Source organism: Vibrio sp. M260118 (assembly GCF_036533755.1).
In the GTDB taxonomy this organism is placed as follows: domain Bacteria; phylum Pseudomonadota; class Gammaproteobacteria; order Enterobacterales; family Vibrionaceae; genus Vibrio.
This window is the reverse complement of sequence record NZ_JATABG010000017.1, coordinates 1-23,276: the sequence shown is the minus strand read 5'-3', so window position 1 is coordinate 23,276 and position 23,276 is coordinate 1. Positions and strand designations below refer to the sequence as shown.

The window sequence follows — 23,276 nt, the reverse complement described above, 5'->3', positions numbered from 1 at the left end:
CCTTCGCTGCTACCTCAGCCGTATCTTTAGCTTTGGGCGTTGTTTTGGCCTCTTGCTCTGGTTGTTTTTTTTCTTGTTCAGAGATGTTTTTGTCGTTGTTATTTTTGCTGGTCATTACTTATTGTCCTGTTTCACTTGGCCGGAGAGCAGCCAGTAATACTTTATTAGAGGCACTGAAGGTATTGGTAACAACTTGAAAACCGACTTCGCGTGCTTGTTGTGCGATTCGCTCACTTGGAACATAGAGATGGAGCGTATACAACCAGTTCTTCTGTTGCTCACTCAACTGTGAAACAAAATAGCTGAGTTGACCTGAACTGGTGATGACTAGTTGCTTTATCTGATCATTCTGCCAGATAGGAACGAGTAAATCTGAGCGGAAAGCTAGGTTTTCTCGTTTGTATACTTCGCGATACTCAACAATAGCCCCTCTTGTTGTCAGAGTGTCAAAGATCAGTTCCCTACCACCATTACCCCTCAAGATAAGAATACGTTTGCCCCTTACCGCTTGAAGTTCGTCATGTTGCAGCAAATGCTCACTGTCACTTATCTCGGGATAGTGTACTTTTTGTTGTGTTGCATTGCTTAAAACGTGTGCAGTTTTTTGACCAACGGCAATGTAAGTAGGTTTAATAGGCCAGGTTTGGGAAAATTGTTTTAGGTAATTATCAGTAGTGAGTGCCGCATGTTGGCTGACGGCGATGATAATGTCGAAGTTGAAAAGGTCACTCTCCAGCCTTTTGAGTTGCTCTCCAGGCTGGATATCGATCAGAGGTTGGTGGTGGCTTGCTATACCGACCTCTGATAACAGTTTGCATAGCGAGCGGCCTTGTTGTCCCGGCCGAGTGACCAGTACTGCCATATAGGTTTACTCGTGCTCAGCGTATAGCTTGGTTAAGATTTCTTTCGCGCCATCATCGAGCAGTTGATTTGCCAGCTGCACACCAAGTGCTTCTGCTTGGTCTCGCGTACCACGAATTTCGCCACGAACAATTTTAGAACCATCAGGCTCACCAACTAGAGCGCGTAGCCAAATGTTGTCGCCATCAATGAGAGAGTAACTACCGATAGGCACCTGACAACCACCTTCTAGAGTTAGGTTCATTGCGCGCTCGCACAATACACGATCGGCAGTCTCTTTGTGGTTTAGCGGTTCTAATAGTTTGATTAGGCGTTCATCATCAAGGCGACACTCAATGCCGACTGCACCTTGTCCTACAGCGGGTAGTGATTGCTCTGGCTCGATAAAGCTCTTAATGCGCTCTTCTAACTCTAGGCGCTTTAAACCCGCTGCGGCGAGAATAATTGCATCGTATTCGCCCGCATCCAGTTTACCCAGGCGTGTGCCAACGTTGCCACGCAGTTCTTTGATCTCGAGATCTGGTCGATACTCTTTTAACTGACATTGGCGACGTAAGCTACATGTGCCAACGACTGCGCCTTGTGGAAGCTCATCAATGCTGCTGTAGGTATTCGACACAAAGGCATCGCGTGGATCTTCACGTTCACAGATAGTGACTAAGCCAAGGCCTTCTGGAAAATCGACTGGTACGTCTTTCATCGAGTGCACAGCGAGATCAGCTCGTCCTTCCAACATAGCGACTTCCAGCTCTTTAACGAACAGACCTTTTCCGCCAACTTTAGCAAGAGGAGTATCTAGAATGACATCGCCTTTGGTTACCATGGTCACTAGCTCGACTTCCAAACCTGGATGAGCAGCCATTAATGCATCTTTTACATAGTGAGCTTGCCAAAGGGCAAGAGGGCTTTTACGAGTAGCGATTCGAATTGGAGTAGTTTGAGTCATAGCGTTCTATAGATAACCAAAATATGACCTAATCCTACCATTGTCGATTGCAAAAGTATTATTGCTTATTGCTCTTGATGAAGCTTTGGCGTTTGCTAGCACAAAATCATTAAAAGAGTGTGATTGGTGTCTCGTTTGTAAAATAGGCTATTATTATTAATAGTCGTTCCGTACCACACTAAGAGCGGCAACGTCAGATGGACAAAATTGTGTCGATTCGATCGTACATTTCTTTACCAATCCAAAGAAAAGTGATAGATTGATCACGTTTTGTTGGTGCTTTAGAACAATTAATAGTCAAAGCGCTAGCTAGGAAATGAACCAAGGAAACCCTCTTGCAGGCTTACACCAAGACGCTAATTAAGAGACTTGATAACCTTAACCAGCAACGTATTGAACGTGCGCTGGCTCTTATGGATTTGTCTAGTCAGCGTGTGTTCCATCTGATACCAACACTTCTTCATTTCAATCATCCTGTCATTCCTGGTTACTATGACGCGCAGGTGCCTTTTGGTGTCTGTGATTTTGCATTGAATGAAATTCAGCAGCAGTTCGTTGAAGATACGCAGCTCACAGTTGGTCAGCCTCTTGCTACCAGTGATAACCCAGCGATTCTGGGCTTATATACTATGGGTAGTACTTCGTCTATTGGTCAAAGCACGTCAAGTGATCTTGATATTTGGGTGTGCGTATCGCCAGCAATGAGCTGTGATGAACGTAATGCATTGACGAATAAGTGCTTGTTGATCACTGATTGGGCTCAAACTCAAGGCGTAGAAGCTAACTTCTTTTTGATGGACGAAGAGCGTTTCCGCTCAAATCACTCGGAAGAGATGACGGGCGATAACTGTGGCTCTTCGCAACATTTGTTATTACTTGATGAGTTTTATCGCAGTGCAGTGAGACTTGCTGGTCAACGTTTGTTGTGGCAAATCGTTCCACCTGAGATGGAAGAGTGTTACGACGAGTACGTAAAAGACCTCTGCAGTAAAGGTTATATCGATTGCTCACAATGGATCGATTTTGGTCAGCTCAATCGTATTCCTGCAGAAGAGTACTTTGGTTCAAACCTGTGGCAGCTATACAAAAGTATCGACTCGCCATACAAATCTGTTTTAAAAGCGATTCTTTTAGAAGCTTATTCATGGGAATACCCGAATACTCAGCTTCTTAGCCTGGATACCAAGCGCCGATTCTTTGCCCATGAACCCGATTTGTACGGGATGGACGCCTACTACCTGATGCTAGAAAAGGTAACACGTTACTTAGAGCGTATCGGTGATGAAACGCGGTTGGATCTGGTTCGTCGCTGCTTCTATCTCAAAACCCATGAAAAGCTGTCTCGTGATCCGAGTGTTGGCTCAGTACCTTGGCGACGTGAAGCGCTAGGTGACATGGTGCAGAAGTGGAACTGGGACATCTCTGTTATTGCTGAACTTGATGACCGCCGAAATTGGAAGGTGGAACAAGTTAAAATCGTGCACCACTCGCTGCTCGATGCATTGATGCTGAGTTACCGCAATTTAATTCAGTTTGCTCGTCGTAACGATATTACGTCGGCAATTAGCCCACAAGACATCAGTATTCTTGCGCGCAAACTCTACGCGGCATTTGAAGTTCTGCCGAGTAAAGTAACTCTGCTTAACCCGCAGATCTCACCTGATTTGCATGAGTCGGACTTAACCTTTATTGAGGTGCGACCAGGGCGAACTAATCAGCCAGGTTGGTATCTGTACAAGCAGCCTCTAAATCCGCATAAAATTCTTGGTCAGGCACCGTTAGAGCACAATGAGTACTTAAGTAAGCTTGTTGCTTGGTCATTCTTCAATGGTTTGATTACAGAATCGACGCGTCTGCACTCTGTTATTCGTGATGCTCACCTTGATATTGATAAGTTCTATCAGATGGTGAGTGATTTACGTAATACCTTCTCACTGCGCAAGCGTCGTCCTACTATGCAAGCGTTGGCCAGCCCATGTGAGATAAGCCAGCTCGCCATGTTCATTAACTTCGAGAACGACCCTACCGCAGAGTTGAGCGGTCGTTCGTTGAAGTTAGATCCGAAAACAACGGATATCTTTAGTTTTGGTGCTAAGCAGACCTGCTTAGTGGGCAGTGTCGATCTTGTTTACCGCAACTCTTGGCATGAAGTGCGTACATTGCATTTCAAAGGCGAGACAGCGATGCTCGATGCGTTGAAAACCGTGCTTGGAAAAATGCACCAAGATGCGATTCCACCTGAATCAGTGGATGTGTTCTGTTACAGCAAGAATTTACGCGGCGTAATGCGTAACATGGTTTACCAACTGCTCGCGGAATGTATTGATCTGAGGTTGAAGCCGATTGAGCAAGAGAAGCGTCGCCGCTTTAAAGCTCTGCGTATTGGTCAACAGACTTACGGCTTGTTCTTTGAGCGTCGTGGAGTATCAGTGCAGATGCTGGAAAACTCGGTTGATTTCTACCGTAGTATTTCAACCAACAAGCTTAAAGGCTCGCCGCTGTTGATGCTGGATAAAGAGCAAGATTATCAGTTGCCTGCTGTGGTTGATGGTTTTGCTAGTGAGGGTCTGGTTCAGTTCTTCTTTGAAGACAGTGAGCAAGGATTCAATATCTATGTCCTTGATGAAGCGAATCGTGTTGAAGTCTATCACCAGTATCAAGGTGAAAAAGACGAGATGATTGCGAGTGTTAATAGTTTTTATACGTCAACGCAAGATGAGAACCCGCTGTCGTCGAAACTGATTAACTTTAACTTGCCGCAGTATTACCAAATTGTGCATCCAGAAGATGATGAGCCATATATTGTGCCTTATCGCAACGATGGAGCTAGCTACTCAAGACCGAGTAAAATCGTCAACGCCTGATAGAAAAAAGAGCATCCATTGATGCTCTTTTTTGTCTCAATTTATCTGAGTTATTGCCACTCAATCTCTTCATCGCAGTGTTTTTCACACTCTTGCTTAACCATAGTGATCAACTCAAGGCCTGTTTTTGAGCACGTCCACTGCTGCTCTATGAGGGCAAAGTGGAAGCCGCCAGACTTTGATGCGAGCCAGATCTCCTTCATTGGCTCTTGGCGGTTGATAATGATCTGACTACGGTCTTCGAACTCCAGTGTCATTACGTTTCCAGAGGTTTCGTAGTCGATGTCTGCACCTGAATCATCAATCATTTCTTCAATGATTTGCATTTGAACATCTACTAACTGATGAAATTCCGTATCGTTCATCTTATCTATCCTATTGCTTTTCTTGATTGTGGTGCGATTATAGGGGGCATTGACAGAATAATCACGATAGAACTCATGAAAAAATCAATCTTAGCGCTATTTATCTTCTCAGTCCTTGGCTTAGCTGGCTGTGGTCAAACTGGACCGCTATACATGCCTGAAGATGCTCCACAAAAAGAGCAGCCTTCGCAATAAGTATAAAATTAAAATATAAGGGAAAGTACTTTGGATTACTTTAACTATCAGGATGATGGCCAGCTATGGGCCGAAGGCGTTTCACTCACCGAATTGGCTCAACAATTTGGTACGCCACTCTATGTTTACTCACGCGCGACACTTGAGCGCCACTGGCATGCATTTGATAAGTCAGTAGGTGATCATCCGCATTTGGTTTGTTATGCAGTAAAAGCGAACTCAAACCTAGGTGTGTTGAATACACTCGCTCGTTTGGGCTCTGGCTTTGATATCGTGTCTGGCGGTGAGCTAGAGCGTGTTATCGCAGCGGGCGGTGAGCCAAGCAAAGTTGTGTTCTCTGGTGTGGGTAAAACAGAGGCGGAGATGAAACGTGCGTTAGAGCTTGGTATCAAATGCTTCAATGTTGAGTCTGAGCCAGAACTAGAGCGTTTGAACAAAGTCGCTGGTGAACTTGGCGTTGTTGCACCTATTTCTCTGCGTATTAACCCAGACGTTGATGCCAATACTCACCCTTATATTTCTACAGGTCTGCGTGATAACAAGTTTGGTATTGCGTTTGACCGTGCCCCAGAGGTTTATAAATTTGCTAATAGCTTAGAAAACCTCAACGTTCAGGGTATTGATTGCCACATCGGTTCTCAGCTAACTGATATCGAGCCATTTATTGATGCGACTGATCGTCTGCTAGCACTGATCGATGATTTGAAAGCTCAAGGTATTACGATTAAGCACCTTGATGTCGGTGGTGGGCTAGGAGTGGTTTATCGTGACGAACTACCACCAGAGCCGTCAGATTACGCTAAAGCGCTACTTGGCCGCTTAGATGACCGCCAAGACCTAGAGCTTATCTTTGAGCCTGGTCGCGCGATTGCCGCTAATGCGGGTCTATTACTGACTAAGGTTGAGTTCCTTAAGCACACTGAGCACAAGAACTTCGCTATTATCGATGCGGCGATGAATGATCTTATGCGCCCAGCACTTTACCAAGCGTGGCAAGACATAGTTCCTGTTGTGCCTCGTCAAGGTGAGCCGATGACCTATGATCTCGTTGGGCCTATCTGCGAAACGGGTGACTTTCTTGGTAAAGACCGAGCGCTAGTATTGCAAGAGGATGATCTATTAGCAGTTCGCTCTGCGGGCGCTTATGGCTTTGTTATGTCGTCGAACTACAACACACGCTGCCGAGCTGCAGAAGTGATAGTTGATGGTGATAAAGTGCATTTAGTTCGCCAGAGAGAAGAGCTGTCGAGCCTTTGGGCGCTAGAAAACGTACTTCCGGAGTAATTGGAGTCTTATGCATTTCCATTTTTCTAAAATGCACGGTCTGGGTAATGACTTCATGGTTGTTGACTGTATTACCCAGAACATTTTCTTTTCTCCAGAGCTGATCCGCCGTTTGGCGGATCGTCATACTGGAGTTGGCTTTGACCAGCTATTAGTGGTTGAAGCGCCTTATGATCCTGAAACGGATTTTCACTATCGTATCTTTAATGCTGACGGTAGTGAGGTTGAGCAGTGTGGCAACGGAGCGCGCTGCTTTGCACGTTTTGTGCGCATGAAAGGGCTGACTAACAAGTACAGCATCAGTGTGAGTACCAAGAAAGGTAAAATGGTACTCAACATGGAAGAGGATGATCAGGTTACGGTAAACATGGGCGTTCCAGAGTTTGAACCGAACAAAATCCCTTTCAAAGCTAAGCAAACAGAGAAGACCTATATTCTTCGAGCTGACGACAAAACGCTATTTTGCGGAGCTGTGAGTATGGGTAACCCACATGTGGTGACAGTGGTTGATGATGTCGCTACTGCAGATGTAGATACTCTAGGCCCACTACTTGAGTCGCATGAACGTTTCCCTGAGCGTGTAAATGCCGGATTTATGCAGGTATTAAACCGCCGTGAAGTGAACTTACGTGTCTATGAGCGTGGTGCTGGAGAGACTCAAGCTTGTGGTAGCGGTGCTTGTGGCGCGGTTGCGGTTGGTATTGTTCAAGGGCTGCTTGACGATAAAGTGGTGGTAAACCTGCCTGGTGGTTCGTTAAAGATTGCATGGCAAGGGCCGGGCAAACCGTTATATATGACCGGTCCTGCGACACATGTATTTGATGGTCAGCTAAGCTGCTAATATACTTTGCCACTGTTTTGGAAAGATAATAAAAATTAAGGATCAGGCGTGTCTCAAATTGAAGCGGATGCACTTACGGCAGAAGTGGTTGCCGAGTACCTAAGTGACAATCCAGACTTTTTTCATCATCGACGCGATTTAGTCGATAGATTGGCTTTGCCTCATCAAGAGCAGGGAGCGGTTTCATTAGTGCATGTGCAGATGAATCGCCAGCGCCAACGCATTGAAGAGCTAGAAGAAGAAATTACGGCATTGATGTCTTTAGCTAAGAACAATGACCGTACATTTCATGAATTTATGGAACTTCAAGAGAAGATCCTTAAGTGTGACTGCTTGCTTTCTGTTGTTAAATCGATCGAAGAGATGGCGAAGTCACTCAACTTAGTTGCCTACGTGCGCCTATTCGATTGTGATTCTAGCTACTACTCGATGAGCAAAGAAGATTATCAACGTTTTGCGACCAATCACCTCAACGGTAAAAGTGCCTACCTAGGTCGTATGCGTAAGGTTGATCGTGAAATCTTGTTTGGCGAGAACCATCACTCTCCGGAAATGGGCTCTTATGTGGTACTTCCGCTGCAGAAGAAAGCCACCCAAGGCGTATTGGTCTTTTCAAGTAGTGACGGTGGTCATTTCCAACCGCATATGGACACCCTGTTTTTACGTCATCTTTCTCTTGTCCTATCCCACCTAATTGATAGCCTGCCGTGGCAAAGCGAAGAGCATGAGCGAATCTCAAGCACCTCTGCCTAAAGGTCTTCATCAGCCCCTAGAGCGCTTCTACGAGTATCTGCGAAGTGAAAAGGGGTTGAGCTTACACACTCAACGTAACTATAAACAGCAGCTTGAAACCATGGCTCAGCATCTTGCCCATCTTGGTTTACGTGAATGGCAGCAGGTTGATGCGGGTTGGGTGCGTCAGTTGGCCAGTAAAGGGATGCGAGAAGGGATTAAGGCGAGCAGTTTAGCGACTCGGCTTTCATCGCTTAGGAGTTTCTTTGATTTTCTGATCTTACGTGGGGAGATGACGGCCAATCCGGCTAAAGGTGTTTCTGCGCCACGTAAAAAGCGCCCGTTGCCGAAAAACCTTGATGTGGATGAGGTGGGGCAGTTACTCGATGTGAATGAAGATGACCCGCTAGCGGTACGTGATCGAGCCATGATGGAGCTGATGTATGGCGCAGGTTTGCGTTTAGCTGAAATGGTTAGCGTCGACGTTAAAGATGTGAGCTTATCTTCAGGTGAACTTCGCGTCGTCGGTAAAGGTGATAAAGAGCGTAAAGTTCCCTTTGCTGGCATGGCAGCTGAATGGGTAGCGAAGTGGTTGAAGGTGAGAGCGACGCTAGCAAATAGTGACGAAACGGCTCTGTTCGTTTCAAAGCTTGGGGTAAGGATCTCCCATCGCAATGTGCAAAAACGTATGGCGGAATGGGGCCAAAAGCAGTCTGTGGCGAGCCATATTAGTCCACACAAACTACGTCACTCTTTTGCTACGCACATGCTGGAGTCGAGTAATAACCTTAGAGCTGTGCAAGAGCTGCTAGGTCATGAAAACATCTCTACCACACAAATCTACACCCACTTAGACTTCCAGCACCTTGCTGATGTGTATGACCAAGCGCACCCGCGTGCCAAAAAGAAGGGCAGTGAGTAATGCAGTTCTTTCGCCAGTTGCAGCCAGTTCAAGCAATGACATTCGATCTCGATGATACCTTGTATGATAATCGCCCTGTCATTCGTAAGGTCGAGCAACAGATACAGGCTTGGGTGCATAAACACCACCCTATTAGTGCGACCAAGGATCGCCGCTGGTGGCATGACTTGAAGCGCTCTCTGGCACAAGAGGACCCATGGCTGCCCAATGATGTCACGCTATGGCGTTTTAGGCAGATTGAGCGCGGACTATCTATTCTTGGCTATCAGCCCCACCAGGCACAGCAAGCGGCCAATGATACGATTGAGCAGGTTCTTCAACTGCGCAGTCACTTCACGGTGCCGGAGGAGTCTCATCGAGTGATGGCAGAGCTAGCTAGTAGGTTGCCTCTCGTTGCTATCACCAACGGCAATGTCAATGTGGAGAAAATCGGCCTCGCTGACTATTTCTCATTAGTGCTTAAAGCTGGCCCCGATGGCTACGCCAAACCTCATGGCCAGTTGTTCACTAAGGCTCAATCCTACCTATCCGTTCCTGCTGAGAATATTCTCCATGTAGGGGATCACTTAATTTCTGATGTTGCTGGTGCCAAACTGAGTGGCTTTCAGGCTTGTTGGTATAACGATCAACAAACCAACCTATATCAAGCAGCAAAAGCCCGCGTATTGCCCGATGTTGAAGTAAATCGTTTGCGTGAGCTGCTGCTACTGAGTGAGAGGTAAACTGCAACTGGCAAAAACAGTACTTTTATTATTAGGTTAGTTGGATTACGGTAGTGTGACCATTTACCTAAAGTAATAGTGTTTGAGGCATTTTTAATGCGCACATATTCAGCATTAATTGCCAATGATCAGCAATTAATAGCGCATCTAAATGATATACCCACGCAGCAGTACTGCTCGATTTTAGTTCAGATCTTGTCTACAGAGCCTGAGCCCGTGGTTTGTGGCTACGCTAAACAAATCCAACAAGCTATTCCTGAGTGCCATATCATTGGTCACAGTACTCGCCACTCCATTTACGACGGTCAAATCGTCCATCGCGCAAGCTTGGTTTCTATATCCTGCTTCGAACACACTACGATTACTTCTGCTTGTGTCCCTATTACCGATAACCCGCTCTCAGAAGCGAAAGAGATAGCCAGTCAACTTAAACTAACCAATGACTCAAAGTCGATCATAAGTTTCTCACAACACGTTAGTAGTTTAGATTTTAATCTCTACCAAGCACTAGGTTCGCTGACGGATGTGCCTGTTAGTGGTGGTGTTGCGGCAAATGTAGAACAGCGTGAAGAGTGGGTACTGTATGGCGATCAAACTTTTCAAAAAATGACGGTGTCGGCTGCCCTTCATAGTAGCAAGTTGCAGGTATGGCGTAATGCGTTTTCAGAGTGGACCCCAATTGGTGGTTCAATGAGGGTGACTGAGACGAATGGAACTCGCTTAGTGTCACTAGACTATCAGCCTGCATATACGCTCTACCAGACGCGTTTGTCGGAAGGGCGAACCTTGACTCTAGAGCAGATGCTGAGCTTTCCACTAGAGAACAGTTCTGGTTTGGTGAGTTGCCCAAGAGAGATTTACCCTGATGGTAGTATTGAAGTAGACAACCCACTAGCCGTAGGTGATGAAGTCCGACTTTGCTACAACCACCCCTCTCTGACGTTAGAACAGGTGCGCCATGATGTGACCGGTTTGGCTTGCCATAATCCAGAGTCTATTTTTATTTACAATTGTGAGTCCCGCTTGGAGTTTATCGAAGGGGTGAGTGAAATACAGCTGTTTGATCAGTTTGACAGCTGTTGTGGCTCTTTTTGCTTTGGGGAGTTCTTCCGTGGCGAATCTCAACAGTCTCTTCACCATAGTATGACGTATGTGGCATACAGTGAGGATGATTCGCGTTCGGCGCTGGCTTTTGAGCAAAAAGATGATTTTCCGGTTTCACCGCTATTTCATTTAATTAGCTACACCATTGATGAGCTCAATAAAACTCAAAGGGGTATGGAGCTAAAACTCGCCCAACAAACGGAAAAGTTGGTCAGCAGCTATCGATTGGATAAACATACTGGTCTTCCCAATCGAGTTGCGTTGCAAGAGAGACTCAAAGCAGTTAGGGAAGATGAGCATATTGTGACTCTAAAACTGTCTAACTTCCACCAGATAAACGAAAAGTATGGCTATCAGGTAGCTGATGAGTTGACACGAGATTTGAGTGACTACTTCACGGATAATTTGTCCGATATTCTATGGGCAGCGTCTAATAAGCAGTTGTATTACATCGGTACTGCCGAATGGGCATTGGTGTTCTCATCAGATGCTTCAAATAAGGAAATTCAGCAAGACTTTGCTCAGTTTACTGATCATGTCGAACACATAAATTTTGAGCCTTTCGGTCTTCCTGAGGTCGACTATCTGTCGGTCTCCGTATCAGGCGGATTAGCAAGTCAGCGTGATTTTCCGGGTATCTCAGGTGATGAATTGTTGTTGAAATCCATCGATGCTCGTCGCACAGGAAAAGCGCGCAATACCCACATTTTCAATGCTCTTGATTGTTCCATTAGCGCTCTAGAGCGGCAAGATAAGCTCGATTTAATGGGGGTGGTAAGTCGAGCAATCCTTAATAAGCGTATCATCACCTACAGCCAACCTATTTTTTCAGCCCATACACGTCAGCAAGCTTCGCAAGAGTGTTTAGTGAGAATTGAAGATGATGGTGAAATTATTTCTCCAGGTCGGTTTTTGCCGATTATCGAAGACACGCATCTCTATACTCGCTTAAGTCGCCATATGTTGGAGTCAACCATTGGCTATATGGCCGACAAGGAGGGGTGGTTTTCAGTCAATTTATCTCCGCAAGATATGTTGAGTGATAAAACACTTTATCTGCTCGAGCAATCTGTGGCCAAGATGAACGACCCTTATCGATTGGGAATTGAAGTTCTTGAGTCTGAGAGGATTAAAGATTTCGGTCGCATGGCGGAGATATGTGCGCACTTTAAGCAATTAGGCGTTAGATTACTGGTGGACGATTTCGGTTCCGGGTATTCCAATATCGATGAAATAATCCGTTTAGAACCTGATGTGATCAAGCTTGATGGAAGTTTAATTAAATTTATAGATCAAGACTTTAAGCAGCGCCAGATTACTGGTCAGTTGGTTAAGCTTTGCCAAGTACTCAATGCTAAAACTGTCGCGGAGTTTGTGCATAATAAAGAAGTGTGCGAAATCGCGGAAGACCTAGGCGTTGATTACTTGCAAGGTTTCTATCTGGCAGAGCCTAGACGCCTGTTTTAAGCATATGGCCACTCTTGTCGGCTTTATAGGCTAGCATATAGTGGTCAAAAAACGTGAGCAAGTGATCCGCTTGCTTGCCGCATCCTACCTGTTTTAATAACTCACATCCAACTTCTAATGTGCACAGATGCCCTGCTTGCTGATTTCTGCGCAATTGGTAGCGAGAGTCATGGGTTGGATTGATGTGCACGTGAGGTAGTTCTAATAGCCAAGGACTTTTGCGCAGTATCTTTTTGGCTTCCTGCCATGTGGCATCAAGAACAATATACAGCGGCTGCTTGTTGTTGATGGCAGTTTGATGGTTAGCATCGGCTATAGGTCGGCTCTCTTCGCTAGGGAAAAGCAAATAAGCTTGATACTGCTCGTCGCCCAACATGGCTTTGAGCTTTTGACACAACTGTGTTCGTTGCCAAATGTGCACACTGGCACTAGAAAGACTTTTATTGAGCCACTGCCCGGTATTGGTGTCGCGCGTCAGTTCATTTTCATGAGTCAGTAGCGCAAGATGAAATGGTGCCTTGATGGTGGGCAGCAACGAGCAAACACACTGATGTGTTAGTAAACATCGAGGGCAAGGTTTGCCCTCGATGTGGCTTGGTTGACTCACAGCACAACACCTTGTTGGTGAGGAGTTTTGCCGTCAGAGAATAGTTGTATTGGGCTAATCTGGTCATAGTCAGCTACTGGAGCTGTGCTCGGGTTTAACGGATATTTGCCATTATTAAACTTGAGCACATGTTGATTTGGAGTAGCACCGCCGCCACCGACAAATAGCACTATGTCTTGCCACCCATTGGTTGCTTGTAGCCCTAGGTTCATTGGTGTTCTTACTAGGGTTATGCGACTGTTGAAACGCCACTCCTGCTGCTGGTTTTCGAAAATTAGTAGGGTACAGCCACCAGAGCCACACCAGTTCAATTGAACCAGTAGCTCTTTGTTGCCATCACCGTTCAAGTCGTACTCTAACCAGCGGTATTTTGTTCCTTTGAGTTCGTTGCCGTCGGCGACAATGTACTCACGTACCGCATTGTCGACTTTTGGGTTGAACTCTGCACGGGAAGGCACATGGTTTGGGTTTTCGGGTTCTGCTTCAATTGCTTTTACAGTTTGTTCTGCTTTAAACAGGGTAAGACCGCCATCAGCGATTGGATAAATAACGCCACCCACTTTCTCTTGGTCTGTCGAAAGTTGGTATCCGTCACGAGTAAAAATTCGCTCTGAAATCAGTGATTGTTGCTGATGGCGTGTCATTACAACTTGCACTTGGTCTGAATTAAGCTGCTGCCAGTAGCCGCTCTCTACCGAATCTGACTCACCAGACGTGTAACTATAGGTAGTGGTTGCTGAGTGATCAGGCAAGAGCTTTAGTGTGACGTTGAAACTGCTCGTTTTTGTCGACTGAGCTTGATAGGTGCCAGTCCAGCTCTGTGTCGCATCTTGATTGGAAAGCGTAGCGCATCCAGTGTAGCTGACATCGTCTAATTGCAATGTTGTACTCCAGCCGTAGATAGAATCACTCATTCCATCACTACAGCTACGCTGATTGAGTTCTAAGCTTCCACCGTCAAATTGGTAGCGTCTTCTATTGGATTCAATTCGGCTCGAGTTAAGTGCTAACTGGCGAGGTTGTTCGCCCATTTTTTCAAAAGTCAGTGCGTCGTTTTTGAAGTTTAAAGACCAGAATGGTTCGGTGCCAAATGCGCGAGTCGCTTTGAGTGGTTGATCGCAGCGATTGGGTTTTTCTGCACTGAGAATATTAATCGAATCGACCACAAAGCGAGCGCTGTAATCCGCAACGAAACCGTCGTTGTGCCCTGTTCTCAGGTGGCCTATTACCTCTCCATAGAGTGGTGCGTAAGGAGAACGAACGAGGTTGAGCGCTTGACGGAAGCGGTCCTCAGACATATCGAGCCAGTACTGCTGGTGGCTGCCGCATGGCGTAATAGAGCGAACTTCATGACCGAGCACAACTTCACCGCGCATGACAAATGTTTGAGGTTGAATGGAATCAGGCTTGTCTAATCGAGCTTGCGCCGCTTGGTTTGCCGGCCCTGACGAACTCGGTGCAGACATTGAACAGGCTTGGAGCGCAAACAATAATAGTATTGCGGCTAGGTTTCGGAGCGCCTTCATGCTATATCTTTCCTAATAAAAAACTGGCGATATCTATTATGGCATATTGGTTATTTAAAACAGAACCGGACACCTTCTCTATTGACACACTTCGCACACAAAAGAGCTCCTGCTGGGAGGGGGTTCGTAATTATCAAGCGCGCAATATGATGCGAGATCAGGTTAAGTTGGGTGATTTGGTGTTGATTTATCACTCTTCATGCAAAAAGGTTGGCGTTACTGGAATAGCCAAAGTAGTGAAAGAGTCATACCCAGACCACTTCTCGTTTGATCCGCAAAGTGATTACTACGATCCGAAATCTACTCCGGATAATCCGCGCTGGTTTATGGTGGATATTGAGTTCGTGCGTAAAACGGAACGTCTTATTCCCTTGTCTGTTATGAAAGCAATGCCAGAACTAGAGAACATGCCGTTAGTGAAACGAGGAAATCGACTTTCGATCATGCCCGTGACAGAGCAAGAGTGGGACGCTATCTTAGGTAAGGAAAAGTAGCGTTTACTGTGAAGCTGAAGTTGCAAATAAAAAACAGGCAGCAATAAGCAGCCTGTCATCGAATATATTAGGTCAACAGAGCCTAGCTAACGACTAGAACAAGTGGTCATGTAGATAGTGCGCTACTGCGTCATCTGCGTTACTTCCTATAACCTCCAGGTTTGGTAGCGCCTGTTTAACTTTATGGTGAGCTGTGCCCATGACCAAGCCTTTGCCTGCCATCTCAAGCATCTCTGCGTCGTTCATACCATCACCAAAGGCGATACAGTTCTCTAAACCGAGGTTAAGTGACTTAGCTACGGCTTCAAGAGCATGCCCTTTTGAAACTTCTGCAGCCATTACCTCAAGACACCAAGGCGTAGAGAAGGCGATATTGAGCTTGTCACCAAATTTTTCACGCAATCTGTTTTCAAACGTTACCAAGTGTTCGTGGTCTTGCTCTGGGTGAGTGAAGAAAACTTTTGCAATGCCTTCGTTTGGTGCTGAATCTGAGTTAAAGCGCTTGTAGCTAAAGCCAGATTCACTATGGAACTTCGCTAGCATCTCGTCATCTCTATCCAGTAGCCAATCCTCATTCTGGTACATGTGAATAAAGATATTAGGATCGACTCTGACGATATCGACAACTTGCTGAACCAGATCGCTCGGAACATTGTTGCTGTACATCAGTTGGTCATTTTGGTCATGAACTCGTGCGCCATTGGACGTGATCATATAAGCGGGTATCCCTGCAATTTCACGAATGCCCGCCACATCAACGTGGTGACGACCTGTAGCAAAGATAAAAGTGAAGCCTTTGTCGTGTAGCGCCTTTAATGTCTGCTTAGAAAACTCACTCAGCTGGTGGTTTGGTGCGAGTAAAGTGCCATCAAGGTCAGAGGCTACAATGTGAAAAGGAGTATCTTTACGTGCTTCGGTCATATCACCCTCGTATGTACAGCGTTAATAGTCCAGCGGACTTTGAGGGGTAAGTTTACTCGAACGGATAAGGGAAAAAGAGGGTAAAGATCACCCTGTGGAATTTCCTATTTTAGTGTTGCTCGAAAAAGGTCAATGTGGCATCAAGGGCTTGGTTGCGATAGTCGTCCTTTTCAAACAGCAGTTCGTGCTTAGCGCCTTGAATGATTTTAAATGCGCATAGAGTATTGGTTCGCGCGAGTTTCTTCATAAATTGAAGTTGAGCCTGATTAGAGACGATTTGATCCTCTCCCGCTTGCATCACTAATAGTGGCTGTTTGAGGTGGCGTGTCATTAAATAGCACTGCTTACAAGACATAAGCCCTTGCCAAACCCAACGTGTACTTGCGCCACCAATTTTAAGCTGAGGCTTTTGCTCGTAAAGATCTCTAAACCAGCGGTAGCGAACCAAGCTCTGACTAAGAAAGTTACCTTCAAATGGCTTAGGGAAATAGGCCACCTGACCTGGGGCAAAAGTTGGTTTAGGGTAGATGGCCGTTAACAGCTGGCCAAGCAAGGTCGCAAATGGTTTAAGGTGGGCAGGGACGTTAACGCCGTACATAGGTGCGCTCAGCGATACGGCGGCGAATGGAGAGTCATAGTTCTGCAAGTAGCGAGTCACAATGTTGCCACCCATAGAGTGTCCTAGCAGGTAACATTTGTCGTATAGGTTCAGTTTGAAAACATCGACTAGCTTGTCTAAGTCTTTCATGTAGTCATCAAACTCTTCCACGTAGCCCATCTGCTGATCTTCAATTAGGCGCTGTGAAAGTCCTTGTCCTCGATGGTCATAGGAGTAGACATCGTAGCCTTGCTGAAAAAGGTCATAAAACAGTTCTTGGTATTTTTCGCAACACTCAATACGACCATTGACCACTAGAATCGCTTTAGTGTGCTCAGGAGCAGTAAACTTGACCCAATATAAAGACGTTTTATCAAATGACTTCTGAAACCCGTCAACGCGAGACGCCCAAAAATCAGCAATTTTGTTATTGATTGCTTGCTCAAAATTGGACTCTTGAGTATAAGGAGGTTTTATAGCGAAGCTTGAATCATTCATAGGTTAGAAGTGCCTGACTACGATTTCATTTTTGCGACAGAATTTAGATTATGTGTCTCTAGCTGCATTTAGTCGAGGAGAAATACGATGGATATGCATGTTTGGCTTGCTTATGTGGTCACCGCCATTGTTTTTAGCTTGGCTCCCGGGTCTGGTACAGTGAACTCGATCAGTAACGGTTTGAGTTACGGCACTCGCCGTTCAATTTCTGCTATCGCTGGCCTGCAGATTGGCTTGGCGATTCACATTATGCTAGTAGGGGCAGGGATTGGTGCCTTGGTCGCTCAGTCTGCTTTTGCCTTTAGCGTTATCAAGTGGGTAGGTGCTGCTTACTTGGTTTGGTTAGGTATTCAAAAGTGGCGTGATCATTCAAGTCTATCTGCAGTAGAAGAGACTCAACATTTATCTAGTTTCAGTCTGATGCGCAAAGCAGTGTTAATTAACTTAACCAATCCTAAGTCGATTGTTTTCTTGGTTGCGCTTTTCCCTCAGTTTATTGACCCTGCAAAAGACCAACTAACGCAGTTATTGGTGTTAGGTGTAACGACCGTTGTTATCGACTCTATTGTTATGCTGGGCTACACAAGTTTAGCGGCGCAAATGGGCCGTTTTATTCGCTCGGATCGAATTATGTCTCGCATTAACAAAGTTTTTGGCTCTATGTTTGTCGGCTGTGGTGCTTTATTAGCGGCAGCCAAAGCCTGATTGGGGTGTAATACGTAGATGAGAGATACCTATGTCGCTCGCCAACCTATTCTAAATGCCAAACGACAAACTCTAGGATATGAGTTGCTTTTTCGAGACGGTGAAAGCAATGCATATCCTGCTCATGTCGACTCTAATCGCGCCACATACCGTCTGATTGTCGAAAACTTTCTGACCATTGGCACCAATCCCGCATTGGCCAAGTCTCGTTGCTTTATTAATTTTCCTCATAGCAGCTTAGTACGCCTGTTACCTCTCTCTTTGCCTAAAGAGCAAATTGTGGTTGAGGTGCTCGAAACCTGTACCCCGAATGACGAATTGTTTGAAGCGATAAAGCAGATCCATGCCAGTGGCTATTTAATCGCATTGGATGACTTTGTCTACAAGCCTGAGTGGGAGCGATTCCTACCTTATGTGCAAATCGTTAAGATTGATATCATGGCTACGGGGCTTGAAGAATCGTGTGCTTTGGTTAAAGAACGATTAGCAAAGGGTGTGAAACGTCGGTTCCTAGCTGAGAAAGTGGAAACTGAGCAGGAGTTCCTCGCCACACGTTCTGCGGGCTTTACTTTTTTCCAAGGCTACTTTTTTAGTAAACCACAAGTCATCAGTCAACGTTACGTTAGCCCACAACATGTCATTGCTATGGAACTGTTCAGAGAGGTGTGTAAACCTTCGGTTGATTTTGAGAAGGTTGAGAAGATAGTCGCTCGTGATGTCGCCTTGTCGTATAAGTTGCTGCGTTTCGTCAACACCATGTCGAATCGCATTGAAACGCCGATCTCCTCTTTCCGTCAGGCGCTGGTTTATCTTGGTCAAGATAAGCTCAAGATCTTTGTGTCACTCGCTGTCGCTTCATTTGTCTCTGCGAGAAAGCCGCAAGAGATCTATACCTTGTCGCTGCAACGCGCTCAGTTCTTCTTGCTAATGTCTAACGATAATCCATTCAACCAATACCGTGAACAAGCTTTTCTAATTGGCTTGCTCTCTCTACTCGACTCTATGCTCGATATGTCACTGAAAGATCTCGTCGAACAGTTACCACTGTCAGAGACGATCAAAGCGGCGTTGCTTGAGAGGGAAGGGCCATATGGCGATCTCATTAAGCTGGAGGAGTGTTATGAGAGGGCTGACTGGCAAGGGGTAGAGTCTGCTTGTCAGCGTTTGAACCTATCTTTTAATGAAGTCATGCCACGTATCTCACAGGCTCAGCGTTGGAGCCAAGATCTCAACATCGTTATCTGATCCAGTTTATTAAGCTTTTATGACAATTGCTCTAAATGGCTTGATCACGCCTCAATTTTAAATAACATATGCGCATATCCATATATGAGTATGTTTTATGTTACCTCACCAATTCTTTAAGTTGTTATCTGATGAAACTCGAGTTCGTTGCCTGATGTTAATCATGCGCGAAGAGTGCTTGTGTGTGGGTGAGCTAACGGAAGCGCTGCAAGAGAGCCAACCGAAAATTTCTCGTCATCTTGCTCAGTTACGCTCAAGCGGCATCTTAGTTGATGTTCGTCAGGGGCAGTGGGTGTTTTACCGCTTGTCTGCTGACCTGCCCGGATGGATGAAAAAGCTTATTGACGATCTTGTGGCATCTAACTGCCTTAAGACAGAGTACCAACAAGATATTGAACGACTTCATGCAATTCAGGCTCGCCCTGTTTGCTGTCAGTGATTAAGAGATAGAAGAGATTAAGTTATGGCAATTAAAGTAGGTATTAACGGTTTCGGTCGTATCGGACGTTTAGCGCTTCGCGCAGCATTTGATTGGCAGGAGCTAGAGTTTGTCCAAATCAATGATGTAGCGGGAGATACTGCTACGCTGGCGCACCTTCTAGAATTTGATTCAGTCCAAGGCCGTTGGCACCACGAAGTGAAAGCCGAAGGCAACCAAATCCTAATCAATGGTCAGGTTATTAAAACTAGCCAAGAGAAAGAGATTGATGCGATTGATTGGTCTGGTTGTGATGTAGTGATTGAAGCAACAGGCGTGCATCGTAAAACTTCATTCCTTAACAAGTATTTAGCGCAAGGCGTAAAACGTGTTGTGGTTTCTGCGCCAGTGAAAGAAGAGGGCGTGGCTAATATTGTTGTTGGCGTGAATGATGAGATTTTTGACCCGGCGGTTCACCAGATCGTTACAGCGGCATCTTGTACCACCAACTGTATTGCACCAGTGGTGAAGGTAATTAATGAGAAACTAGGTATTGAGAACGCGTCTTTTACCACTATCCACGATCTAACTAATACCCAAACTATTCTTGATGCGCCGCACAAAGATCTACGCCGTGCTCGTGCTTGTGGGATGAGCCTGATTCCAACCACAACAGGTAGTGCGAAAGCGATTGTTGAGATTTTCCCAGAGCTAGAAAATCGCATTAACGGCCATGCTGTTCGTGTACCACTCGCGAACGCTTCTCTTACTGATATTGTTTTCGAAGTGAAGCAAGACACGACAGCAGAAGAGGTAAACGCACTGCTAAAAGAGGCTTCCGAGGGAACACTAAAAGGCATTCTCGGTTATGAAGAGCGTCCACTGGTTTCTATCGACTACAAAGGCGACCAGCGTTCAACTATCGTTGATGCGCTATCTACCATGCTGGTTGGTAAGCGTATGGTGAAGATCTACGCTTGGTACGATAACGAGATGGGTTACGCGACTCGCACGGCTGAGTTAGTACGCAAAGTTGGTCTAAGCTAAGGAGCACATGATATGGCACATCCAACATGGCAACTTGATATTGAAACTGGTGCGTTAGTACTTACTCCTTGTCCAGGTACTAAAGGTGTTGATCTGGATGCATCCCTAACTCAGTTAAAAGAGCAGGGTGTTGAAGCGATTGTGACTGCTTTAGACGATGCTGAATTGGCAAGCAAAGAGGTCTCTGAGCTTGGTGAGAAAACTCAGCAACTAGGCATGCAGTGGTTCCAAATAGAGATTGAAGATGACTGCGCTCCAGGTGCTGACTTTGCCGCTAAGTGGCAGGCAGCGAGTCCAGAACTACATAAAATTGTTGATAACGGCGGTAAAGTTGCGATGCACTGTATGGGCGGTTCTGGTCGCACCGGTCTGTTTGCGGCTCACCTACTATTAGAGAAGCAGTGGAAATTAGAAGACATTGTGCGTGAAGTTCAAGCGCTTCGACCAGGTGCATTTACCAAGCAGGTTCAGGTGGACTACATCAACCAAGTGGCTGTGAAGTAATCGCTACTTGAACGGCAAATAGAGCTTTTGGGTTGTGATGGTCCAAAAGCTCATCAATCTATCACGCTACTGTTTATGTTCCTTTCAATGGCTATGACGTTATGTTCTCAAACCTAAGCAAAAGTGTTCGTCAATACATGCTAGTGACGTTCAATTACTGGAACTTCACGATTACCGATGGTGCTTTGCGCATGTTGGTGGTGCTATACTTTTATGATTTGGGTTACAGTTCGCTAGAAATCGCTTCGCTGTTTCTTTTCTACGAATTCTTTGGTGTTGTCACTAACTTAATTGGTGGCTGGCTTGGCGCGAGGTTAGGCCTGAATAAGACAATGAACCTTGGCTTGGCAATGCAGATAGTTGCGTTGGCTATGCTTGCTGTGCCTAACGTATGGTTGACTATCCCATGGGTAATGGCGGCTCAAGCGTTGTCAGGTATTGCTAAAGATCTCAACAAGATGAGTGCTAAGAGCTCAATCAAAACCTTAGTACCAGATGGGCAACAAGGTGCTTTGTATAAATGGATTGCGATTTTAACCGGATCAAAAAATGCCCTTAAAGGAGCAGGTTTCTTTGTCGGTGGCTTTTTGCTTTCAACCATAGGCTTTAACTATGCGGTATTGGCCATGGCGGGTGTGTTGACCTTAGTGTTCATTGGCAGTCTATTGAGCTTAGAGGCTGATTTAGGTAAAGCGAAAACTAAGCCTAAGTTCAAGCAGATATTCTCCAAATCTGAGTCTATTAATATCTTATCTGCAGCGCGAATGTTCCTATTTGGCGCGCGTGATGTATGGTTTGTGATTGCCTTACCTATCTATCTTGGCAGCGTGTTTGGCTGGAATCACTCATGGGTAGGTGGCTTCTTAGCCCTTTGGACCATTGCTTACGGCTTCGTTCAAGGCGTTGCTCCGAAAATTACCGGTAAAGCGCAAGGTAAAGTTCCTGATGGCCATGCAGCGATGCTTTGGGCTGGTGGATTGGCGATGGTCACAGCAGGTATCGCTTATGCGGTGCAAATTGGTTGGCAACCACAGTTAGTGATTGTTGGTGGTTTGATGATTTTTGGTGCTATCTTTGCGGTCAATTCTTCCCTTCATTCCTACCTGATCGTTAGCTATGCCAAGGGCGATGGTGTTTCACTTGATGTCGGCTTCTACTATATGGCAAATGCGATGGGCCGTTTAATCGGTACGATTCTATCAGGGTTGGTGTTCCAAATGGCAGGCTTGTCAGCGTGCTTGTGGGTATCGTTTGCTTTCCTTGCCCTTACAACGCTTATCTCAATTAAGTTACCTAAGGTCAAGCAAGTCGCTACTGCCTAGAAATTTCGAACAGTTTCATAACCTGTAGTGGTCAACTAAAATTGGCCACAGTTTTAGAGTTTTCCCAATACAGTCGTTCAGACTCATTGGGTGTTAGACCACCATTATATTGATGTGGCCTGAGTTGGCTGTAGTAGCCCGTGATGTATCGAGTTATATGTTCTCTCGCTTCGCTAAAACTCCGATAACCCGACACTGGTATCCATTCTGTCTTTAAGCTTCTGAAGAACCGTTCCATCGGACTGTTGTCCCAGCAATTACCTCGCCTAGATAAGCTTTGCTTGATTTGATAACGCCACAACAGTTGCCGATAAGAACGACTGGTGTAATGACTTCCTTGGTCGCTGTGGAACATCACGCCTTTGGGCTTACCTCGTGATTCAAACGCCATAGAGAGTGCCTTTCCTGTCAACTTGCTATCAGGCGATACTGATATCGCCCAACCAATTGGCTTTCTCGCGAACAGGTCGATGACAACAGCAAGATACATCCAGCGCAGTCCCGTCCAGACATACGTCACATCACCGACCCAGACTTGGTTGGGGGCGGTAACGGCAAATTGTCGAGACAGATGGTTGGGGATCTCTACGTGCTCTTGTGATGCCTTTCGATATCGGTGCTTCGGTGTTTGACCGCTTACCAGCCCTAATAATTTCATTATCTTAGAAGCTCGATAACGTGTCAGTTTTATACCTTGAGCTGTCACCATGTCGGCAATGCTTCTCGCACCAGCAGAGCCGTTGCTTGCCGTATGAACTTCTTTAATAAGACTTTTTAGCTTCACCAACTCTGGAGAAACACGCTTCGGGCGACAACGCCAGTATTTGTAACTGCTGCGGTGGACACTGAACACATGACATAGGGTTGTTACGTTAAAGCTCTGCCTGAGTTTCTCGATTATCGAGAGTTGTTCAGTGAGTCCGACATCAAGAGAGCTGTTGTAGATTCAATTGGTCATTGCAACAGTTTTACTAAAATACTGATTTGCACAGGCACTAATGATGAAGCGAGCAAAACGTACATTTACTCAGGACGAAAAAGATCTAGTATTCAGATTATGGAAACAGGGAACAGGCTTTAGTGATATT

At 45.7% G+C, this 23,276-nt stretch carries 22 protein-coding genes and 1 pseudogene; 15 read left to right on the top strand and 8 right to left on the bottom strand.

Translation table 11 applies throughout. From position 1 onward, the window contains the following. Positions 1-118: 118 nt before the first annotated feature. Positions 119-862, bottom strand: a complete 744-nt coding sequence (locus QTO00_RS02445) for a uroporphyrinogen-III synthase (protein ID WP_331422742.1) — start codon at positions 860-862, stop codon at positions 119-121. 6 nt (positions 863-868) lie between these two features. Then, on the bottom strand, positions 869-1,807 hold the full coding sequence (hemC, locus tag QTO00_RS02440; protein WP_331422741.1) for a hydroxymethylbilane synthase: 939 nt from the start codon (positions 1,805-1,807) through the stop codon (positions 869-871). 335 nt (positions 1,808-2,142) lie between these two features. Here hemC and QTO00_RS02435 point away from each other — a divergent pair, with 335 nt between their 5' ends. Beyond that, positions 2,143-4,671 (top strand): class I adenylate cyclase, encoded by a 2,529-nt coding sequence (locus QTO00_RS02435; protein ID WP_331422739.1) that lies wholly within the window; start codon positions 2,143-2,145, stop codon positions 4,669-4,671. 50 nt (positions 4,672-4,721) lie between these two features. Here QTO00_RS02435 and cyaY read toward each other — a convergent pair whose 3' ends face one another. Then, positions 4,722-5,036 (bottom strand): iron donor protein CyaY, encoded by a 315-nt coding sequence (gene cyaY, locus QTO00_RS02430; RefSeq protein ID WP_331422738.1) that lies wholly within the window; start codon positions 5,034-5,036, stop codon positions 4,722-4,724. 75 nt (positions 5,037-5,111) lie between these two features. Between cyaY and lptM the strand changes: the two genes are divergently transcribed. From lptM to QTO00_RS02395, 7 genes are all read left to right on the top strand, one after another. Continuing rightward, the gene (gene lptM, locus QTO00_RS20955) at positions 5,112-5,231 is read left to right on the top strand and encodes an LPS translocon maturation chaperone LptM (protein ID WP_004745018.1); all 120 of its coding nucleotides are present in this window, start codon (positions 5,112-5,114) and stop codon (positions 5,229-5,231) included. Positions 5,232-5,261: 30 nt separating this feature from the next. Next, positions 5,262-6,515, top strand: a complete 1,254-nt coding sequence (gene lysA / locus QTO00_RS02420; RefSeq protein WP_331422737.1) for a diaminopimelate decarboxylase — start codon at positions 5,262-5,264, stop codon at positions 6,513-6,515. 10 nt (positions 6,516-6,525) lie between these two features. Next, complete coding sequence (gene dapF / locus QTO00_RS02415; RefSeq protein WP_331422735.1) at positions 6,526-7,356, top strand: diaminopimelate epimerase; 831 nt, start codon at positions 6,526-6,528, stop codon at positions 7,354-7,356. Positions 7,357-7,404: 48 nt separating this feature from the next. After that, complete coding sequence (locus QTO00_RS02410; protein WP_331422733.1) at positions 7,405-8,109, top strand: DUF484 family protein; 705 nt, start codon at positions 7,405-7,407, stop codon at positions 8,107-8,109. After that, a complete protein-coding gene (gene xerC / locus QTO00_RS02405) occupies positions 8,081-9,010 on the top strand; it encodes a tyrosine recombinase XerC (protein WP_331422731.1) in 930 nt (309 codons plus the stop codon). The genes QTO00_RS02410 and xerC overlap by 29 nt, the downstream gene beginning before the upstream one ends. Beyond that, complete coding sequence (yigB, locus tag QTO00_RS02400) at positions 9,010-9,732, top strand: 5-amino-6-(5-phospho-D-ribitylamino)uracil phosphatase YigB (protein WP_331422729.1); 723 nt, start codon at positions 9,010-9,012, stop codon at positions 9,730-9,732. Before xerC ends, yigB begins: the two co-directional genes overlap by 1 nt. 96 nt (positions 9,733-9,828) lie before the next feature. Then, entirely contained in the window at positions 9,829-12,303 is a 2,475-nt protein-coding gene (locus QTO00_RS02395) for a bifunctional diguanylate cyclase/phosphodiesterase (RefSeq protein WP_331422728.1), read from the top strand. On the opposite strand, the gene QTO00_RS02390 is transcribed toward QTO00_RS02395, so the two are convergent. Together QTO00_RS02390 and QTO00_RS02385 are read right to left on the bottom strand one after the other, a co-directional pair. Beyond that, entirely contained in the window at positions 12,287-12,910 is a 624-nt protein-coding gene (locus QTO00_RS02390) for a tRNA-uridine aminocarboxypropyltransferase (protein WP_331422727.1), read from the bottom strand. The two genes, QTO00_RS02395 and QTO00_RS02390, sit on opposite strands and share 17 nt — an antisense overlap. Then, complete coding sequence (locus QTO00_RS02385; protein WP_331422726.1) at positions 12,907-14,436, bottom strand: COG3650 family protein; 1,530 nt, start codon at positions 14,434-14,436, stop codon at positions 12,907-12,909. The genes QTO00_RS02390 and QTO00_RS02385 overlap by 4 nt, the downstream gene beginning before the upstream one ends. A 38-nt stretch (positions 14,437-14,474) precedes the next feature. Between QTO00_RS02385 and QTO00_RS02380 the strand changes: the two genes are divergently transcribed. Next, positions 14,475-14,930, top strand: coding sequence for an EVE domain-containing protein (locus tag QTO00_RS02380; RefSeq protein ID WP_331422724.1), 456 nt, complete (start codon positions 14,475-14,477; stop codon positions 14,928-14,930). A 93-nt stretch (positions 14,931-15,023) separates the two neighbouring features. Here QTO00_RS02380 and QTO00_RS02375 read toward each other — a convergent pair whose 3' ends face one another. Next, positions 15,024-15,851 carry a Cof-type HAD-IIB family hydrolase gene (locus QTO00_RS02375; protein WP_331422722.1) on the bottom strand — a complete coding sequence of 276 codons (828 nt, stop codon included), beginning with the start codon at positions 15,849-15,851 and terminating at the stop codon, positions 15,024-15,026. Between the two features lie 109 nt (positions 15,852-15,960). Beyond that, positions 15,961-16,947, bottom strand: a complete 987-nt coding sequence (locus QTO00_RS02370) for an alpha/beta fold hydrolase (protein ID WP_331422721.1) — start codon at positions 16,945-16,947, stop codon at positions 15,961-15,963. An 87-nt stretch (positions 16,948-17,034) separates the two neighbouring features. Between QTO00_RS02370 and rhtB the strand changes: the two genes are divergently transcribed. The 6 genes from rhtB to arsJ all read left to right on the top strand — a co-directional run bounded on the left by rhtB (position 17,035) and on the right by arsJ (position 22,188). After that, positions 17,035-17,652 (top strand): homoserine/homoserine lactone efflux protein, encoded by a 618-nt coding sequence (gene rhtB, locus QTO00_RS02365; RefSeq protein WP_331422720.1) that lies wholly within the window; start codon positions 17,035-17,037, stop codon positions 17,650-17,652. 18 nt (positions 17,653-17,670) lie between these two features. Further along, the gene (locus tag QTO00_RS02360; RefSeq protein ID WP_331422719.1) at positions 17,671-18,897 is read left to right on the top strand and encodes an EAL and HDOD domain-containing protein; all 1,227 of its coding nucleotides are present in this window, start codon (positions 17,671-17,673) and stop codon (positions 18,895-18,897) included. 97 nt (positions 18,898-18,994) lie between these two features. Further along, positions 18,995-19,336 carry a metalloregulator ArsR/SmtB family transcription factor gene (locus QTO00_RS02355; protein WP_038209905.1) on the top strand — a complete coding sequence of 114 codons (342 nt, stop codon included), beginning with the start codon at positions 18,995-18,997 and terminating at the stop codon, positions 19,334-19,336. Positions 19,337-19,360: 24 nt separating this feature from the next. Further along, complete coding sequence (locus tag QTO00_RS02350) at positions 19,361-20,362, top strand: ArsJ-associated glyceraldehyde-3-phosphate dehydrogenase (RefSeq protein ID WP_331422716.1); 1,002 nt, start codon at positions 19,361-19,363, stop codon at positions 20,360-20,362. A gap of 12 nt (positions 20,363-20,374) precedes the next feature. Continuing rightward, entirely contained in the window at positions 20,375-20,866 is a 492-nt protein-coding gene (locus QTO00_RS02345) for a cyclin-dependent kinase inhibitor 3 family protein (RefSeq protein WP_331422714.1), read from the top strand. Positions 20,867-20,967: 101 nt separating this feature from the next. After that, positions 20,968-22,188 carry an organoarsenical effux MFS transporter ArsJ gene (gene arsJ, locus QTO00_RS02340; RefSeq protein WP_331422713.1) on the top strand — a complete coding sequence of 407 codons (1,221 nt, stop codon included), beginning with the start codon at positions 20,968-20,970 and terminating at the stop codon, positions 22,186-22,188. Between the two features lie 31 nt (positions 22,189-22,219). On the opposite strand, the pseudogene QTO00_RS02335 reads toward arsJ, so the two are convergent. Then, positions 22,220-23,122 (bottom strand): annotated as a pseudogene (locus QTO00_RS02335) (IS3 family transposase); the annotation flags it as partial. Positions 23,123-23,276: the final 154 nt, after the last annotated feature.

Bases quoted from the DNA above. Each gene is read 5' to 3' on its own strand.
- QTO00_RS02360 (WP_331422719.1), top strand. From the start codon at position 17,671: ATGAGAGATACCTATGTCGCTCGCCAACCTATTCTAAATGCCAAACGA.
- cyaY (WP_331422738.1), bottom strand. From the start codon at position 5,036: ATGAACGATACGGAATTTCATCAGTTAGTAGATGTTCAAATGCAAATC.
- lptM (WP_004745018.1), top strand. From the start codon at position 5,112: ATGAAAAAATCAATCTTAGCGCTATTTATCTTCTCAGTCCTTGGCTTA.
- QTO00_RS02345 (WP_331422714.1), top strand. From the start codon at position 20,375: ATGGCACATCCAACATGGCAACTTGATATTGAAACTGGTGCGTTAGTA.
- QTO00_RS02350 (WP_331422716.1), top strand. From the start codon at position 19,361: ATGGCAATTAAAGTAGGTATTAACGGTTTCGGTCGTATCGGACGTTTA.
- yigB (WP_331422729.1), top strand. From the start codon at position 9,010: ATGCAGTTCTTTCGCCAGTTGCAGCCAGTTCAAGCAATGACATTCGAT.
- QTO00_RS02395 (WP_331422728.1), top strand. From the start codon at position 9,829: ATGCGCACATATTCAGCATTAATTGCCAATGATCAGCAATTAATAGCG.
- QTO00_RS02375 (WP_331422722.1), bottom strand. From the start codon at position 15,851: ATGACCGAAGCACGTAAAGATACTCCTTTTCACATTGTAGCCTCTGAC.
- QTO00_RS02380 (WP_331422724.1), top strand. From the start codon at position 14,475: ATGGCATATTGGTTATTTAAAACAGAACCGGACACCTTCTCTATTGAC.
- QTO00_RS02385 (WP_331422726.1), bottom strand. From the start codon at position 14,436: ATGAAGGCGCTCCGAAACCTAGCCGCAATACTATTATTGTTTGCGCTC.
- arsJ (WP_331422713.1), top strand. From the start codon at position 20,968: ATGTTCTCAAACCTAAGCAAAAGTGTTCGTCAATACATGCTAGTGACG.
- hemC (WP_331422741.1), bottom strand. From the start codon at position 1,807: ATGACTCAAACTACTCCAATTCGAATCGCTACTCGTAAAAGCCCTCTT.
- dapF (WP_331422735.1), top strand. From the start codon at position 6,526: ATGCATTTCCATTTTTCTAAAATGCACGGTCTGGGTAATGACTTCATG.
- QTO00_RS02370 (WP_331422721.1), bottom strand. From the start codon at position 16,947: ATGAATGATTCAAGCTTCGCTATAAAACCTCCTTATACTCAAGAGTCC.
- xerC (WP_331422731.1), top strand. From the start codon at position 8,081: ATGAGCGAATCTCAAGCACCTCTGCCTAAAGGTCTTCATCAGCCCCTA.
- QTO00_RS02355 (WP_038209905.1), top strand. From the start codon at position 18,995: ATGTTACCTCACCAATTCTTTAAGTTGTTATCTGATGAAACTCGAGTT.
- rhtB (WP_331422720.1), top strand. From the start codon at position 17,035: ATGGATATGCATGTTTGGCTTGCTTATGTGGTCACCGCCATTGTTTTT.
- QTO00_RS02445 (WP_331422742.1), bottom strand. From the start codon at position 862: ATGGCAGTACTGGTCACTCGGCCGGGACAACAAGGCCGCTCGCTATGC.